The sequence below is a fragment of the Geovibrio ferrireducens genome, from assembly GCF_026226615.1.
GTDB classification, from domain to species: Bacteria; Chrysiogenota; Deferribacteres; order Deferribacterales; family Geovibrionaceae; genus Geovibrio; species Geovibrio ferrireducens.
Genome location: NZ_JAJAPB010000002.1, coordinates 79,079 through 96,302, shown reverse-complemented (window position 1 = coordinate 96,302; position 17,224 = coordinate 79,079). Strand labels below are relative to the sequence as shown.

Below are 17,224 nucleotides of genomic sequence, written 5' to 3'. Positions count from 1 at the left end.
TATTTTTTTAATTTATTGAAGGAATAATCACCCCGAACAGGGAAAAAGCAGACTGCTTACCGGAATTTAAAAAAGAAATGCTTCCGACCCCATGGTGATAAGCCACAACAACACCTTTACCATAGAAAAGTTGATATAGGGTTAACAAAACAGCCGCAACGCAACCTTGAGCACCGATAAAAATAAACAGGTCTAAAGGTAAAGGATATTTCAGCAGTCTGTGCTAACCGGGGGCATGAAAAGGAGATACGCACCGCCCATGAGATATATGTTAAAGCATGAATGGGGGTTCGTCAAATAAAAAAATAATAAAATTTATTCATTATTATAAGCTACTTATGCTGGAAGCCCCGTCTAATGCCGTTTACGGCTGAACGTGTTCTTTCTGCCCTCTCATCTCATCATCCGCAAGTTGTTTAAGGGTATAGGATTTGAGCTTTTGAAGAAGGGAGTCCTGTATGCTGCCCCACATTTTATGTGCTGAGCAGGTGTTAACTATGCTGCAAAAACTGTCATCAAAAATACATTCATTTAAACTGAGTTCGCCTTCGATTGCTTTGATTATGTCATAGACTGTGATGTCCTGGGTGGGTCTGTTGAGCCTGAATCCGCCTTTTTTGCCCCGCTCGGAGCTTAGTATGTCTGCCTTGGCGAGGTTCTGGAGAATTTTGCCCAGAAAGCTGTCCGGTATATCGCAGGCCTTGGACAGTTCAGAGCGCATAAAAACCGTTCCTTCCTGTTTTTTTGCTATGTGGATGAGTGAGCGGATCGCGTAATCACTGGCTCTGGTAACTTTCATATGTAACTCCTTCTTTTTATCAAATTAAAAGATTCAGTCCCTGTGTCAGTTTAAACTAAATAAAAATACTTAGGATTCCGTCTAATCATACAAACACAGTCTGGTTCAGTCAAGGGTTTTGAGAGCAGATGCATCTTTTTTAATGTCTTTGATAAAAATTGGTTGACACAGGAGTAAAAAAGCTATAAATACGATTTCCCAACTTACAGGGGTGTAGCCAAATGGTAAGGCATCGGTTTCTGGTACCGTGTATTGTGGGTTCGAGTCCTTCCACCCCTGCTTCTCTTTTTTTCCGTGTCATTAAGTAATTCATCGCTGCGGGCTTTGCTCCGGCGGTGAAAAATATTGACAAATGCATTAAAAACTTATAAGTTCTTTTTTCCTTACAGGGGTATAGCCAAATTGGTAAGGCAGCAGTTTTTGGTACTGTGTATTGTAGGTTCGAGTCCTTCTACCCCTGCCATTTTTCTTAAAACAACCCGCCGCTGTTCTGTTGACACAAAATATATTTAACATTTTTTTACATATCTCTTGATTGGCTTTTTCATTATAAAATCTTCCCCGGAAATCACAACTAACATCCTTCTGTATCTGGATATTTTCAACTTCAAATCAGCGGTATTCCGTTGAATATCAACCGCAGCAGGGTAAATCTCTATGCCTTGACTTTGCAGACAGGGGGAGTATATTTTAAGTATTCTATGATAACTATGTTCGAGATGGCTAACTACGGACATATGTATTCTACTGGCTTTCAGTGCGGCAGCGTCAACCCCCCGTAAAAACCTTTGGAGGTTACTGATGGGAAAAATTTACGAAGCACCCGGAAATGCAGGAAGTATCGTATCACTAAAATCTCGTTACAACAATTTCATCGGAGGTGAATGGGTAGCCCCCGAAAAAGGGCAGTATATGCCCAACATCAGCCCTGTTACCGGAAAACCTTTCTGCGAAGTTGCGAAATCAACTGTTGAAGATGTCAACAAGGCACTGGATGCGGCACATAAGGCAAAAGACGCATGGGGTTCAGCATCACTCGCTGAGCGTGCCGCAGTTCTTAACCGCATTGCTGATGCCATTGAGGCCAATCTGGAAATGCTGGCTGTGGCGGAAAGCTGGGAAAACGGCAAACCTGTGCGCGAAACCCTCGCGGCTGATATTCCGCTGGCGGTTGACCATTTCCGTTATTTTGCAGGAGCCACCCGCTCACTTGAAGGTACGCTCACTGAAATCGACAAAGACACCGTGGCCTATCATTTTCATGAACCGCTGGGCGTGGTGGGGCAGATCATACCTTTTAACTTCCCTCTTCTTATGGCAGCGTGGAAGATTGCTCCCGCCCTTGCTGCCGGCAACTGCACGGTGATTAAACCCGCATCCCCGACTCCGTGGTCAATTCTGAAATTTGCGGAAGTTATCGCAGATATAGTTCCCCCCGGAGTTATCAATATCATAACCGGCCCCGGAGGCGAAATAGGCAAAGCCCTTGCCACCAGCCCGCGCATAGCCAAAATAGGCTTTACCGGTGAAACAGCAACGGGCAGGCTGATAATGCAGTATGCGGCACAGAACCTTATTCCGTCCACAACTGAGCTTGGCGGAAAATCTCCCAACATATTCTTTGCCGATGTAATGGCTGAGGATGATGCATTTCTGGACAAAGCGGTTGAAGGCTTGGTTCTTTACGCCTTCAATAAGGGTGAGGTTTGCACATGCCCGTCACGCGCGCTCATTCAGGAATCAATCTATGATAAGTTTATGGATCGTTGCCTTGACCGCATCAGAAAGATTACTCAGGGCAACCCGCTGGATACATCAACTATGCTCGGAGCTCAGGTATCCGTGCAGCAGATAGAGAAAATAACAGGCTATGTTGAAATAGGCAGACAGGAAGGCGCGGAATGCCTGATAGGCGGCCAGCGCAACATGATGAGCGGAGAACTGTCCGGCGGTTACTATTTTCAGCCTACTGTTCTGCGCGGCAACAATAAGATGCGCGTATTTCAGGAAGAGATCTTCGGGCCTGTTCTGGCTGTAACCACCTTCAAGGACGAAGCCGAAGCGCTGGAGTTAGCAAATGACACCCTTTACGGTCTGGGAGCCGGTGTATGGACAAGAGATGCCAGCCGCGCCTACCGCATGGGGCGGGCAATAAAAGCCGGACGTGTTTGGACTAACTGCTACCACTTATACCCTGCCGGAGCGGCTTTTGGCGGGTATAAAATATCGGGCATCGGAAGGGAGAACCATCAGATGATGCTTGAGCATTACACGCAGACCAAAAACCTGCTGGTGAGCTACAGTCCGAATGCTCTTGGTTTCTTTTAACAGGAGACCCGTATGATAATAATGCCTGACGGAGAACCCGCGGTTGTGGCCACGCTCGCAGCCCTTGAAGCAATAAAACGCCTTCGGGAGGAGCGCGGATCTGTTCTCTTCTTCCAGTCCGGCGGTTGCTGCGACGGCAGCCTGCCTATGTGCTTTGAAGAGGGGGAGTTTATGATCGGCGACAACGATGTCCTGTTAGGTGAGGTCGGAGGTTGTCCGTTCTATATTGACTTCCGTCAGTATGAGGTATGGAAGCATACTCAGCTTATATTAGATGTCGGGGAAGGGGAGCCGGAAGGCTTCTCTATTGCGGCGGGAGAAAACAGCCACTTTATCACAAGATCCCGCGTATGCCAAATCCGGCCTCCGGAATCCGGGGAATCAGTATAGACACAGGCGTATATTCAGTAAATATTTCCTTAAGAGGGGTATGATTTGCATACTCCTCTTTTTTTGTTTTCATGGGTGGGTTTGAGAGCGGTTAAATTATTGACAAACGCCCGATATAAATGGTACAGAACCCAATGGCGCAGGGGGCGGTATGCACCTGCCTGAAAACTGAGGGACGTGCAGGTTTTTTCCTGTTAAGTCATAGATTCTTCGGCTGATGCCCCGGAATGGCGCACTGCTGTGTCACTGCGAGGAGCTGAAACTATGAGGCAGTCTCTGAATATACAGAGATATACAGCCCCATGGAAGGGGCTGCGCCGTGCGAAGCGAAGCCGCTTTTTAAGCGGCGCGAGCGTGTACATCAAACTGACAGGATGTGCAGTTTGATGCTATCGAATGAGAGATTGCTTCACCCTTTCAGGGTTCGCAATGACGCAAACAGCCCCAAGGGTGCGAATGCGCAGAGCTTGCTGTAAAAACCACAGGATGTACGTTTTAAATAATAAAGTATGAGACATTTACCTGAAATAGAAACCCTCGTCATTAAAATTGGTAGCAATGTTCTCCTCGGACAGAACGATGGGGTTAACCTTGAATTCATCAGTTCTCTCACATCCGTGCTTGCCGATGTTAATAAAAAAATCAAAAATATTGTAATCGTCTCCTCCGGTGCTGTGGGTGCTGGTTTCAGGCATCTGGGCTTTTCATCCAGACCGAAAAACATCACCGACAGACAGGCGTGCGCAGCCATCGGTCAGGCGCGCCTCATATGGTTTTATGAGAAAGAGTTTGAGAACTTCGGCAAGAGTGTTGCGCAGATTCTGATCACTAAGGATGATTTTTCAAACAGCCGCAGATGCCTCAATGCGCGTTATGCGATCCGCCGCCTGCTTGAATTAGGTGTTGTGCCGATCATAAACGAAAACGACACCGTAGTCGTGGACGAGCTTAAATATTTTGAATCCTTCGGGGATAACGATAACCTATCGGCTCTGGTTGCCGGTCTGATAGGGGCGGATCTTCTGCTTATTCTCTCTGATGTTAACGGACTTTACGATAAAAATCCTTCGGTTTATCCCGATGCGAAGCTGATACACGATGTTCAGTATATTGACGAAAACCTCATGAGCGCCGCAGGCGAATCCGTCAGCGGTGTGGGCACAGGCGGCATGGGCTCCAAGCTCAAGGCTGCTAAAAAGGCGCTGAACGCAGGATGCCACGTGGGGATAATAAACGGACGGGACACGGCAAACATTCAGAGATTCATCAACGGCGAGCTTGTGGGAACCTATTTCTCCCACACGGAAGATGTTTACCGCATAAGGAAATTCTGGATCGCCCACGCAGCCAGTGTCAAAGGCACTATTTCCATTGACGCGGGCGCTGTTAAGGCTATAGTGGATATGAAAAAGTCTCTGCTTCCCTCCGGCGTGGTGAATGTCACGGGGCGTTTCGGTATAGGCGATATAATCTCCGTTGCCGATGCGGACGGGCGGGAACTGGCAAAGGGAAAAACCCGCTATTCCAGCAAGGATATGCGCCAGATCATGGGCAGAAAATCCGCAGAGATTTTTGACATACTCGGTTATAAATTCTCCGATGAAATAATCCACAGGGACGACCTTGTGGTATCTGCGGAGAGGGGGCACGGATGAAGGAACTTTTTGAAAAAGCCAGAAGCACTTCCTATAAGCTGATGAACCTGAACACCAAAGTCAAAAATGAAGCTCTGGCTGCCATAGCCCGTAAGCTTGACGAAAACCGCGAACTGATAAAATCCGAAAACGAAAAAGACCTCAAGGCCGGACGTGAAGCCGGACTGAGCTCCGCCCTTATTGACAGGCTCAGGCTGGATGACAAGGCTGTGAACTCCATGATAAAGGCTGTAAATGAGATAAAAGAGCAGACCGACCCCGTGGGCTCAGTTGTGGACGGCTACAAACGCCCCAACGGGCTTTATATAACCAAAGTGCGCGTTCCTCTCGGCGTTGTCGGGATCATATACGAATCCAGACCGAATGTTACAATAGATGCTGCCGCTCTCTGCCTTAAATCGGGCAATGTCTCGATTCTCAGAGGCGGAAAAGAGGCTATTCATTCAAACACCTGCCTCGGCAGAATAATGGAGGAGGCTCTGAAAGAAGCGGGGCTCCCCGACGGAACGGTTAATATAGTTCCGGACACTGACAGGGCGCGGGTAATGGAAATGCTTCAGGCTAAAGGATATATAGACATAATCATCCCCAGAGGCGGCGCGGAGCTGATTAAGTTCTGCTCTGAAAACGCCCATGTGCCCCTTGTTAAGCACGATGCGGGCATCTGCCATGTTTATGTGGACAGGGATGCGGATATACAGAAGGCGCTCAAAATAGTCCGTAACGCCAAGGTTCAGCGTCCGGGCGTGTGCAATGCAGCGGAGACTCTTCTTGTGCATGAGGATGCGGCGGGAGCGTTTCTCCCCGCGTTTGCGGAGCTTACGCAGAAGGACGGGCTGGAACTGAGAGGCTGCGGAAGGACACTGAGCTTCATAGATGTCAAGCCTGCCACGGATGCGGACTGGAGTACGGAGTACCTCGATCTGATTCTGTCGGTTAAGGTTGTTTCGTCCATGGAAGAGGCGCTTAAACATATAAACAGATACGGCTCCGGTCATTCGGAAGCGATTATTACCGAAAACTACACAAGCGCAAGACAGTTCATGGACAGGGCGGACGCTTCTGCCGTATTCGTGAACGCATCAACAAGATTCAACGACGGCGGGGAGTTCGGACTTGGGGCCGAGATAGGCATCAGCACGCAGAAACTTCACTGCCGTGGGCCTATGGGCGCTTTCGACCTGACAACAACAAAATATCAGGTTTACGGCGACGGCCACATCCGGGAATAAGATGCGTCTGGGGCTTTTCGGCGGTACATTCAACCCTATACATCTGGGACACGTTACTCTTGCGGGCAATGTTTTCAGGGATTTCAGGCTGGACAGGCTTCTGTTAATCCCATCCAGCATATCACCCCATAAAAAGGACAAGGGTGTAATCTCCCCTGAGCTCAGGTATGAGATGGTTCAGCTTGTGGCGGAGAAACTGGGAGCAGGTTTCGAGGTTTCCGATTTTGAAGTAAATTCGCCGGAAGTGTCTTATACATATAAAACCCTGAAAAAATTCAGAACAGATTATCCTGATGCGGAGATATTCTTCATTGCAGGTACTGATATATTTGCTACCATAGAGTCATGGCAGTACTGGCGGGATCTCTTCGGTCTCTCCAATTTCATAGTGGTGAACAGGTCATCGGTGAGCTTTGATGAACTGATGAGCCGCATTCCCGTTTCCCTGCATGAAAGGGTGGTTGCTCCGGCAGGTTTCAAAGGGGAAAAATACGGCAGGATAATCCTTTACGAAATGCCGGAGATAGATATATCCAGCACGGAGATAAGGGACATGCTGGACGCTGAATACCGGAAGGCGAACCTGCCGGAAGACGTTTACGAGTTTATACGCACAAACAATTTATACAGGAGAGCCAATGGCTGAGGACACACTCTTAAGAGACATATTAAAATACCTTGACGACAAAAAGGCGGAGCACATCGAGATTTACAAAATCGCAGAGAAAAGCTCTCTGGCGGATTTTCTTGTGATTGCCACCGCAAACTCAAACACACACGCAAACTCTCTGGCGGATTTCATTCTCCATGAGCTGAAAGGCAAAAAAGTTGAGCCTCAGGCGCTTGACGGCTACAGAGTTTCAAAATGGATCTGCATAGATTTTGGCTACATCCTTCTGAATATCATGTGCGAGGATGAGAGAAATTATTACAATCTTGAAGCTATCTGGGGCGGATGCTCAAAAATAGACGCTTCGCAGTTTATCGAGGCTCCGCAGAAATAAGCCCGATGATCAAAATCGCCCTCATCGAACCTGAAATACCACAGAATACAGGCAACATAGGCAGGATATGCGTGGGAGCGGACTGCGAACTGCTCCTTGTGGGAAAGCTCGGTTTTTCCATGGATGACAAATACATGAAAAGAGCCGGGCTGGACTACTGGGAAAAAGTGCGTCTGCAGCGCATTGATACTCTTAGTGAATTTTTTAACAAATACAATACTCCCGAATACACCCTTGCATTTCTCTCTAAAAAGGCAGAAAAGATCTACACGGAAATACCCGCAAAAAATGACGGAAGCCTTGTGCTCGTCTTCGGAAAGGAGACAGTGGGGCTGCCGGAAGAAATCCTGACGAAGTACGCTGAGAGAAGCTACCGCATACCCACCACGGGCAATGTGCGCAGCCTGAACATAGCAAATACTGTCTCCATAGTCACTTTCGATGTACTCAGGAGGCTGGACTTCGCAGGGCTGGAGAGGAAAATATGCTTGTAATCGGGCAGATAGACTATGCAAATGTCTACCCCATTTTTCATCAGCTTAACAAACACAAGGAATACAAGTTCGTAAAAGGGGTTCCCTCCTATCTCAACACGGCTCTCAGGGAAGGGGTGATAGACCTTTCACCGTGCAGCAGCATCGAATACGCCAAGTCATTTGAGGATTACATCCTCATTCCCGGAATTTCAATCAGCAGCACCGACAGGGTTAAGAGTGTAATGCTTTACTCTGATGTGCCTATTGAAGAACTGAAGGGGCGCAAGGTCTTCCTCACCGGGGAATCAGGCACAAGCGTTGTCCTGTTCAGGATTCTGGTTAGCGAGATGTACGGCTTTCAGCCGGAATTTACCGACCAGCAGGAAGGGGCGGACGGAAAGGTGCTCATCGGGGATAAGGCGCTTTTTGAGCTGTATAACGGGCAGAATAAGTATATCTATGACCTTTGCACCCTCTGGAACGCTTTCACGGGTCTGCCGTTCGTTTTTGCCCTCTGGATAGCCAGAAAGGAATCTGTGGCCGCAAAAAGGGCGGATTTCGAGCTGTTCGCCTCTCAGCTTGAGGAGATTAAGAAGGACAGCAAGTCAAACCTCGCCGCTCTTCTGGATCATTATTCAATGAAAGGGCTTACCTCTTACCAGATTATTGATTACTGGGAGACGATGGACTACAGCCTGTCTGACAGGCATGTTCAGGGGCTTCTGCGCTTCTACAGCTACGCCCGTAAATACGGGGCGATTAAGGAAGTACCGCCGATCAATTTCTTTGTCTGAAAGCATTAACCCCTAACAGCCCCAAGGACTGGGCTGCGCCGTGCGGAGCGAAGCCGAACCTGGTTCGGCGCGAGCGTGTACATCAAACTGACAGGATGTACAGTTTGGTGTTATTAAATACGAAAGCCCCTTTGTCAGATGACAAAGGGGCTCTTTCTATATAAAAATCCGGGTGATTTTTAAAGTTTTATTACATGTTCGCCGTGGAGACTGATGTCAAGACCTTCGGTCTCAGCTTCGGCAGATGCTCTGATTCCCATTGTATATTTTATTATCAGTGCTATCACAAGGCTGAGTACAAAAGAGTATATGCCCGCTGCCATTACGCCTTCAAACTGGAGCCATACCTGGTAAGCATTCCCTTTTATGAGGCCTTCCGCACCGACAGTGGCGAAGATACCTGTGGCTATTGCGCCCCAGAAGCCGCCTATGCCGTGTATGCCGAAAACATCCAGAGACTCGTCAAGTTTGAAGATGAATTTAAGTCTGCATCCGTAGAAGCAGAGTATGCCTGCCACGAAGCCGATTATTATGGCTGCCCAGGGTTCAACAAAGCCCGCTGCGGGAGTTATGGCAACGAGACCAGCAACTATGCCTGATGCGAGACCTATACCGCTGGGTTTTGATTTAAGGGCTTCCATAAGGAGCCAGCCGAGACCGGCCGCACCGGGAGCAGCAAGAGTGTTCACGAAAGCAACGCCTGCGCCTTCACCTGCGCTGAGTGCACTTCCTGCGTTGAAACCGAACCAGCCGAACCAGAGTATTCCCGCGCCGATCAGTGTGTAGCCGACGTTGTGGGGAATTGTTGCGCTCTTCATGAAGTCCTTTCTGTTGCCGAGAACTATTGCCAGTGCGAGTGCCGCAGTACCGGATGAGAAGTGAACAACGGTTCCGCCCGCGAAGTCAAGCGCGCCTCTTTCAAGGAGCCAGCCGCCCGCACCCCAGACCCAGTGGGCAATGGGAGCATAAACTATTGTCGCCCAAACAGCTATGAAGACTATGAATGCGGAAAACTTCATCCTTTCCACAACTGCTCCGCTTATCAGAGCGCAGGTGATGATGGCGAACATACCCTGAAACATGGCGAATACTGAAAGCGGAATTGTTCCGCTGAGCTCGCTCGCAAATGATCCGCCCATGAGTGCATACTGGAAGCTTCCCCAAACGGAAGAACCGCTGTCGCCGAAGGCTATGGAAAAGCCTATGAGAACCCACTGAATGCCGATAACCGCCATTGCTATAAAGGAAAACATCATGGTGTTAAGGGCGTTTTTTGTACGCACCATACCGCCGTAAAACATTGCAAGACCGGGCAGCATAAACAAAACAAGTGCCGCAGACGTGAGAACCCACGCAGTATCGCCCGAATTGATTTCGCCTTCGCCCGCAAATGCCGTTACAGATAAAAGAAGTGTTAATACACCTGCTAAAATTTTCATAACTCCTCCTGTTCGCCCTAACACCATGCAAGAGACGTGCCAAGTTCCGCCAGCGTTTTTCGCGGGCTCCGGAGGCTCAGGTGGTCAAAAATTCAGCAGTTATGGTTAAAAAAAGAACGTAAGAAGGTTTTTCAGGCGGCTTTGGGAAGGATGATTGTGAGGACTGCACCGTCTTCGGTGTTTTCAAGTGTGATCTGTCCGTTCATATTGCTTTCGATTACTGTTTTGGACATGTAAAGGCCGAGCCCGGTTCCCTTGCCCTGTTCTTTTGTGGTGAAATAGGGGTCAAAAGCCTTTGCAATGTTTTCAGGTGCTATGCCTGTGCCGTTGTCTCTTATTCTTATGATCACCTCAGAGTCGGTTCTGTCCGCTTCGATTATGATTTCAGCGGCGAAGCCGGGGTCTTTGGCGGCCTTTTTCTCATTGATTGAGTCAACTGCGTTTTTCAGAACAGTAAGGATAACCTGCTTGAAATCGGAGAGATAGCCCTGCACAAGAAACGAATTATCCTCAAGGAGCACTCCTGCGGTTATGTCGGTGTATGTTTTCTGTTCTGTGCCTTTTGTAATGAGGCTCAGGGCTATTTTGTCGCTTATAAGCCTTCCGGTGATCAGCCTTGCCGCATCGGCTGCTGCTGTGACAGCGCTGAAAACAGTCCTGCCGTCCATCGGTTTGTAGAAGCCGCTGAAATCATCAATGGTCTTTGACAGCATGCTTATCTGGAGCATGGTTTTCTGCACGGTTTCCCTGATATATTCCGGGTTGATCTGCCCGTGCTCAAATGCATCTTCCATATCCTGCACATAAAGGCCTATGGTGTTGAGCGGCTGCCGCCACTGGTGAGCAATGGATCCGAGCATTTCCCCCATTGCGGCAAGACGTGACTGAGACATGAACACCATCTCCTGCTGACGGTGTTTTTCAACCTCGGCGGCTATTTTACGCTCAAGCTGGTGCTGAACTTCCTTTATTTCCGATATATCAGTGAAGGTCGCAAGGGCGGCCTGTTTGCCTTCATAGTTAATGCCGCTTATTGTCATGAAAATATTCTTATGAACCCCGTCCCTCCGGCTGAGCCTGATGTCCTGAAGCTTCTTGGTGAAACCTTTTGAGCCTGTTACGCTGAAGCATGAGTTTTTAACTATATTCTGCTGCTCCGGAGAAACAAGCTCCCACAGACTCACAGATTCGAGCTCCCTGTGCGAAAAACCGGAAATTTCGCATGCCATGGGGTTGGCGTAGTGTATTTTGTCGCTGAATACCACAATACCGACGGGAACCTTTTCGGAAAGGGTACGGAAAAGCTGTTCGCTTTCGGATATTTTTTTCTGGAGCTCCACCTTGTTGGTTATGTCGTATATGATTAGGAAAAGCTGAACATGATCCTTGAATTTAAGAAGTGTGGAGTGTATTTCCGTTTCCCTCAGGCTTCCGTCCGGCAGTTCCTGAGTTACGGAGCCCCGATGCATGAAGCGTTCGAGGGAAAAGCTGAATCCTTTATCCTTGCCGTGTATGAAGTCCATTATGCTTTTGTTGATCAGCCTGTCCTTATCTGTCTGATAAAACTTTTCGGCAGCGTTATTTATATCATGTATTATCCCGCTTACCGGGTCTATAAGCATCATGACGGCGGTGTTTTTTATAAAAACCTTTCTGAAAAGCTGTTCGTTCTCATTAAACATATTCTCCGCTATGACAAAACGGTCTATATTTATCAGGGAGCCGCGGACTCCTTCCGCCTGACCTTGTCTGTTTTTTACCTGTTTTACGGTGCTTTCCACCCAGATTACTTTACCGTTTTTCCTTCTGAGCCTCATGCGTAAGGGCTCCTGAACGGAAACCGCGCCGTATTTCTGAGTCAGCCACTTTTCTGTGTCTGTCTCATATATCATTTTGTCCACCAGAGAGGGTGTCTTGCGCAGTTCCTCCTCTGTATAGCCCGTGAGTTCATAGCACCCGGAGGATATGAATATGATGCCGCCGTCAGAGGCCAGCCAGTATTCCATGCCGTTAATGCCGGAGGCTATTATTCCGGATGAGTAAAGGCAGTCCTTCCCGGTTTCGGCGATTTTTCTGATGGTTCCGGCAAGCTCCGCAAACTCAGGCTCATTTTCCATTTCGCTGAATTTGTCATCAAGTGTGAGTGTTTCCGGATTGATTGTTTTTGCAAGGGCTGAAAGCTTCCTCTCAAGGCGTTTATACATGACAAAGGCAATGAGAAGACTGCTGAGAATTATTGCAGCGGCAGAAGGCAGAACAGAGGTGAGCAGTGTTCTCTGCATGGAAAATACGGATGCGGCAGGGACAGAAGCTGTTATGACCAGCCCAGCACTGTCAACCCGTTCGAAAAAGTGGAGGCGCTTTTCACCGCTCCCGCCGGAGCTTATAACGCCGGATTTCTCCTTGAACATTCTGCCTATTAGGGGGAGTATTTCATTTTCCGGTTCAGTTTTGCTGTTGCTGTAGACTGTTTTACCCGCCAGATCGGTTATTGTTACACTGACTGCTCCTTTGGACAGAACAGGGTGCAGTATGCTGTCTTCTATCTCATCAGTAAATGAGGTCATATTTATGCTTCCGGCGAGCATCCCTGCTGTGCTGCCGTTTTTATCCGGTATTGCAGCGGCGGTGATCAGGTATTGCTCATCCGAAAAATAGAATGTTTCGGGGACAGAAGTATAAACACTTCTGCCGGAAGAGTTTTCACCCACAGTGCTTTTCCAGAACTGTTTATCTCTGAGGCTGAGAAGCTCTGATTCCGGGGATGAGTCGTCAATGCTCACAAAACCGCCCTGAAAAGGGTTGCCGTATTTGGTGGAGTAAAATGCTCCGTCTCTGTTTCCGGCAGGGGATAATATAAAGCTGTCATACCGCCCTCTGCGGCGCTCTGTTTCACTGATAAGAAAAGGGCGTATGGACTCCCAGTCCATGCTTTTCAGGGTAGGGGTTTCAGCCAGCAGGGTTACATCGTTTATGCGGCTGCTTAGATAGTTTTCAAGGTATGATGCGGATATTTTCAGGGCGCCGGAATATTCCCCGGCTGCGAGCTTTTCCTTTGCTCTCATGTTTTCCCCCACTGCAAAAGCAATGAAGATGAGTGCAGGAACTGCGGCGGAAATCAGTATGTTCGTGAAAATGTTCCTTTTTAAATTAAGCATGCCCTGTCCGGAATTTGACGCCCATTCATAGAATCTTCATGTTAAGTATGCATAATTGCCGACAGGTTTGTAAAGCCTTTTAGATGAATTAATAAAATATTGAATGATTCGGCTATTTATGTTAGGAGTTGCATGATGATTTCACAGAGCGGTATTCCCTCCCATGAGCTTTGAAAGCGCTGTTATTTTTGCAGGTATTGCCGGACAGGCTGTATTCTTTTCCAGATTCATTGTTCAGTGGCTTAACTCCGAAAAAGAGAAAAAGAGCGTTGTCCCTGTCTCGTTCTGGTATCTGAGTCTGGCGGGGAGCTTTATCCTTCTGGCGTATGCCGTTGTGGTGAAGGATCCGGTTTTTATTGCCGGACAGTCTGCTGGTTTTATAATCTATCTCAGGAACCTGTATTTTATAGCTGTTGAAAAAGGTGTAAAAAAATCTGTTTTTGCCTGTTCCGCAGCTTTTTTTGTTATAATATACTTGTCAGCAGCATGCATACTGGCTTGGTATGCTCCGGCTTTCAGGCCAGAACGTGAGGCAGCCCATGTTTTTATGCTGTATGCGCTGGGCTTAAGTGGGCAGTGTTTTTTCTTCATGAGGTTTTTTGTTCAGTGGCTTTACACCGAAAAACTCAGAAAGAGCGTTATCCCTGTGGCATTCTGGTATTTCAGCCTGTCGGGGAGTGTCCTGCTTTTAGCTTATTCGGTTCTTGTGCATGATATAGTTTTTACCGTCGGTCAGATAGCCGGTATTCTGATTTATTTGAGAAATCTTTACTTTATTCATAAAGAGAGGTCATCCGCCATTGCTTAACGAACGTAGAGAACGCAGGTATCTTTTTTTTGTAGCCGTCTTTGTAATCCTTGCTTTTATAACCTCATACCACATGACCCTGTTTGAATCCACAGAGGGCCGTTACGCTGAAATAGCAAGGGAAATGCTGGTGAGCGGTAATTTTATGATTCCGGAATTTAACGGCATAACCCATTTTCACAAGCCTCCTCTTGTGTACTGGCTTATAGCTGCGGGTATGAAAATTTTCGGTGTAAACGCCCTCGGCGCAAGATTTTTCGGGATTATTTTTTCGGCTGTCGCACTTGTTTTTACCAGAAAGACCGCTTACCTCCTCACAAGGGATGACAACACCTCCGACTGTGCTGTACTGGCAGCCGGCTCCAGCCTGCTGTTTTTGTCTGTTTCGAGGATTGTGGCCATTGATATTTACCTGACAACGGTGGTGATAATCGCTTTATATGTCATTTTTTCCGCTGCTAAAGGGTCAAACGGCATATTCGAGGGCATTCTGTTCGGGCTGCTGCTTGGTGCGGGTTTTATGCTTAAGGGGCCCGTTGTCCTTCTTTTTACTGTTATTCCGGCTTGCGCTGCTGCGCTTTACAATAAAAACTACCGCAATCTTTTTAATCCGGTTTTCTTTTTCTCTTCTCTGGCTGTGTTTCTCATTGCCGGTTTGCCGTGGTATCTGTACATAGCCGCTCATTATGAGGGAATAGTGTCCTATTTCGTAGGCTATCAGCTTGTTGAGCGTATGACCACAGAGGTTTTTAACCGTGCGGAGCCGTGGTATTTTTACTTTGCTGTGCTTTTCGGACTCTGTCCTATGTTCATATATTCTTTTTACGGCATGCTGAGCGAAAGGTTTACGGGCAGATATTCGCTCTGGCTCTTCTTTTTTCTGCCTTTCATAGTTTTTCAGGTTTCAGAAAGCAAGCTTGCTTCGTATCTTGCTCCGTTTACCCCGCTTCTGGGTATTCTTGCGGCTTCCGCGGTGATGAGGTTCAGATCGCACCTTCCGCTTTTTTTCGGTCATCTGTATATGTCGGCGCTTATTCTTACCCCTGCCGTTTCCGGCTATGTTCTAGACTATCTTCAGCCTTACAGGCTGCCGCTTATGCTTTCCACCCTTGTGGCTGCGGCTGTTTATATAACGATTCTCGGCGGGTACAGATTCGGGAGAGGTTTTGTCATAGCTTCTGCATGGACAGTTCTGGTAATAAGTATTCCGGTTTATGCCATAGTTCCGGTAGTTGAGGAGAATGCCAAAGGGTTCAGGCTCCTCTCGGAAGCCTCGATGACAGACAAGTACGGTGAAAGGATTGAGGCTGTATGCTACAAGACTTTTATCCCCTCGGTGAGCTTTTACCGTCAGGAAATTGTGCCCATGGTACTTTCCAGAGAGCGGGAAATCCAGTTTGAAAAGGACAGTGAGTACAGAAAGTACTATATTGATAACGAAAATGACGCTGAGGAGTTTTTCCGTAACCGCAGGAAGGTTTTTATCATTGCTCACCCGGAAGACATAGGGGAAGCGGAAAAAAACTACGGCTATGCCTGCACCGAGGAATACAAAGCCCGGAAGATTAATCTCTATTTTTGCGGAAAATAAACAGTTTTATTATAAGTAAATCATCAGAGGCGGACAACTGAACACCAGGGTTTGTCCGCCTGTCTTCATTACGGACATTGGAAATCTGTAAACCCTCTCTGTTTTTCGTTTTTATGCATATACACACGCCTTTGTGCCTGTTACGAAAGGCTAAACTTTGTTAAATTTGGTTTGACTAAACCATGTAAACCTGATACAAAATCAGGCACAGATTTTAGTTTTCATTTTTACCGGAGTTGTGCAGATGATCTGGAACGAAGAGTACGAAACACTGCCCAGAGAGGCACTTGAGGCATTACAGTTCCGCAGGCTCAAATCGCTGCTGGAGACTGTTTACGCCAGAGTCCCTTTTTATAAAGCCAAATTTGACGAATGCGGAATAAAGCCGGAAGACCTCAAAACCCTCAGTGATCTTAACAGGTTTCCTTTTACATATAAGCAGGATCTGCGTGACAACTACCCTTTCGGAATGTTTGCCGTTCCTCAGGAGCAGGTAGTGCGAATCCACGCATCCAGCGGAACCACAGGCAAGCCTACAGTTGTGGGCTACACCCGCAGGGACATTGACACATGGTCTGAACTGATGGCCAGAACCCTCAGCGGCGCAGGGATAGGCAAGGGGGACATACTCCAGAATGCCTACGGCTACGGCCTGTTCACAGGCGGTCTCGGCGCTCATTACGGCGCGGAGAAAATAGGCGCGTCAGTGATCCCGATTTCCGGCGGAAACTCAAAGCGCCAGCTTATGATAATGAAGGATTTCGGCTCCACTGCCATTTCATGCACGCCCAGCTACGCACTGAGCCTCTTCGAGATTGCGGAGGAAGAGGGGTATGATGTGAAAAGCATGCCTATCAAGGTCGGTGTTTTCGGCGCAGAACCATGGACAAACGAGATGAGGAATGAGATCGAAGCCAAATGGGGCATAGATGCCGTTGATATATACGGACTCAGTGAAATCATCGGCCCCGGTGTCGCCTTTGAATGTGTCGAGGCGAAAAACGGTATGCACATAAACGAAGATCATTTCATAATAGAAACCATAAACCCCGAAACAGGCGAGGTTCTTCCCTTCGGCGAACCGGGCGAGCTTGTGTTCACTACTATCACAAAAGAGGCCATACCCCTTATCCGCTACAGGACAAGGGATATAGCAGTCATCAACCGCCAGCCCTGCAAATGCGGAAGAACATTTGTGCGCATGAGCAAAGTCATGGGCAGAAGTGATGACATGCTTATAATCCGCGGCGTGAATGTCTTCCCATCGCAGATCGAGGCTGTCCTTGTGGAGAAAAAAGGCGTGCTTCCGCATTACCTCCTTGAGGTTGACAGGATTGATAATCTTGATACTCTTGAAGTAAAGGTTGAGGTGGAAGGTTCCTTCTTTAGTGATGAAATCAAGGAACTCCAGAGACTCACCAGAGAGATAGAGAAAGATATAAAAGATATGATCGGCGTCACCTGCAAGGTGCGCCTTGTCGAACCCAAATCGATAGCCAGAAGCGAGGGCAAAGCTCAGCGTGTTATCGATAAAAGGAAAATATGAGGTG

At 47.8% G+C, this 17,224-nt stretch carries 14 protein-coding genes and 2 tRNA genes; 13 read left to right on the top strand and 3 right to left on the bottom strand.

Annotated elements, in window-relative coordinates; genetic code table 11:
* Positions 1-364 precede the first annotated feature (364 nt).
* A complete protein-coding gene (locus OSQ85_RS02435) occupies positions 365-799 on the bottom strand; it encodes an RrF2 family transcriptional regulator (RefSeq protein WP_265821077.1) in 435 nt (144 codons plus the stop codon).
* 207 nt (positions 800-1,006) lie between these two features.
* Between OSQ85_RS02435 and OSQ85_RS02430 the strand changes: the two genes are divergently transcribed.
* The 10 genes from OSQ85_RS02430 (at position 1,007) to OSQ85_RS02385 (ending at position 8,678) form a co-directional block, all read left to right on the top strand.
* Positions 1,007-1,078 (top strand) — tRNA-Gln (locus OSQ85_RS02430).
* Positions 1,079-1,186: 108 nt separating this feature from the next.
* Positions 1,187-1,262: transfer RNA gene (locus OSQ85_RS02425), tRNA-Gln, on the top strand.
* 338 nt (positions 1,263-1,600) lie between these two features.
* Positions 1,601-3,127, top strand: a complete 1,527-nt coding sequence (gene exaC, locus OSQ85_RS02420) for an acetaldehyde dehydrogenase ExaC (protein WP_265821076.1) — start codon at positions 1,601-1,603, stop codon at positions 3,125-3,127.
* 21 nt (positions 3,128-3,148) lie between these two features.
* Positions 3,149-3,517 (top strand): DUF779 domain-containing protein, encoded by a 369-nt coding sequence (locus OSQ85_RS02415; protein WP_407649302.1) that lies wholly within the window; start codon positions 3,149-3,151, stop codon positions 3,515-3,517.
* 509 nt (positions 3,518-4,026) lie between these two features.
* Entirely contained in the window at positions 4,027-5,172 is a 1,146-nt protein-coding gene (proB, locus tag OSQ85_RS02410; RefSeq protein ID WP_265821074.1) for a glutamate 5-kinase, read from the top strand.
* Positions 5,169-6,404, top strand: a complete 1,236-nt coding sequence (locus OSQ85_RS02405; protein ID WP_265821073.1) for a glutamate-5-semialdehyde dehydrogenase — start codon at positions 5,169-5,171, stop codon at positions 6,402-6,404. Before proB ends, OSQ85_RS02405 begins: the two co-directional genes overlap by 4 nt.
* A 1-nt stretch (position 6,405) precedes the next feature.
* On the top strand, positions 6,406-7,050 hold the full coding sequence (gene nadD / locus OSQ85_RS02400) for a nicotinate-nucleotide adenylyltransferase (protein ID WP_265821072.1): 645 nt from the start codon (positions 6,406-6,408) through the stop codon (positions 7,048-7,050).
* A complete protein-coding gene (gene rsfS / locus OSQ85_RS02395) occupies positions 7,043-7,408 on the top strand; it encodes a ribosome silencing factor (RefSeq protein ID WP_265821071.1) in 366 nt (121 codons plus the stop codon). Before nadD ends, rsfS begins: the two co-directional genes overlap by 8 nt.
* On the top strand, positions 7,360-7,902 hold the full coding sequence (locus OSQ85_RS02390; protein ID WP_265821070.1) for a tRNA (cytidine(34)-2'-O)-methyltransferase: 543 nt from the start codon (positions 7,360-7,362) through the stop codon (positions 7,900-7,902). The genes rsfS and OSQ85_RS02390 overlap by 49 nt, the downstream gene beginning before the upstream one ends.
* A complete protein-coding gene (locus OSQ85_RS02385) occupies positions 7,893-8,678 on the top strand; it encodes a menaquinone biosynthetic enzyme MqnA/MqnD family protein (RefSeq protein WP_265821069.1) in 786 nt (261 codons plus the stop codon). The genes OSQ85_RS02390 and OSQ85_RS02385 overlap by 10 nt, the downstream gene beginning before the upstream one ends.
* A 179-nt stretch (positions 8,679-8,857) precedes the next feature.
* On the opposite strand, the gene OSQ85_RS02380 is transcribed toward OSQ85_RS02385, so the two are convergent.
* The gene (locus OSQ85_RS02380) at positions 8,858-10,117 is read right to left on the bottom strand and encodes an ammonium transporter (protein WP_265821068.1); all 1,260 of its coding nucleotides are present in this window, start codon (positions 10,115-10,117) and stop codon (positions 8,858-8,860) included.
* 131 nt (positions 10,118-10,248) lie between these two features.
* Positions 10,249-13,275: a PAS domain S-box protein gene (locus OSQ85_RS02375; protein WP_265821067.1), complete on the bottom strand. Its 3,027-nt coding sequence runs from the start codon at positions 13,273-13,275 to the stop codon at positions 10,249-10,251.
* 163 nt (positions 13,276-13,438) lie between these two features.
* On the opposite strand from OSQ85_RS02375, the gene OSQ85_RS02370 reads away from it, so the two are divergent.
* The 3 genes from OSQ85_RS02370 to OSQ85_RS02360 all read left to right on the top strand — a co-directional run bounded on the left by OSQ85_RS02370 (position 13,439) and on the right by OSQ85_RS02360 (position 17,220).
* Positions 13,439-14,083, top strand: a complete 645-nt coding sequence (locus OSQ85_RS02370) for a lipid-A-disaccharide synthase N-terminal domain-containing protein (RefSeq protein WP_265821066.1) — start codon at positions 13,439-13,441, stop codon at positions 14,081-14,083.
* Positions 14,076-15,674, top strand: a complete 1,599-nt coding sequence (locus tag OSQ85_RS02365) for an ArnT family glycosyltransferase (RefSeq protein ID WP_265821065.1) — start codon at positions 14,076-14,078, stop codon at positions 15,672-15,674. The genes OSQ85_RS02370 and OSQ85_RS02365 overlap by 8 nt, the downstream gene beginning before the upstream one ends.
* A 244-nt stretch (positions 15,675-15,918) precedes the next feature.
* Positions 15,919-17,220 carry a phenylacetate--CoA ligase family protein gene (locus OSQ85_RS02360; protein WP_265821064.1) on the top strand — a complete coding sequence of 434 codons (1,302 nt, stop codon included), beginning with the start codon at positions 15,919-15,921 and terminating at the stop codon, positions 17,218-17,220.
* Positions 17,221-17,224: the final 4 nt, after the last annotated feature.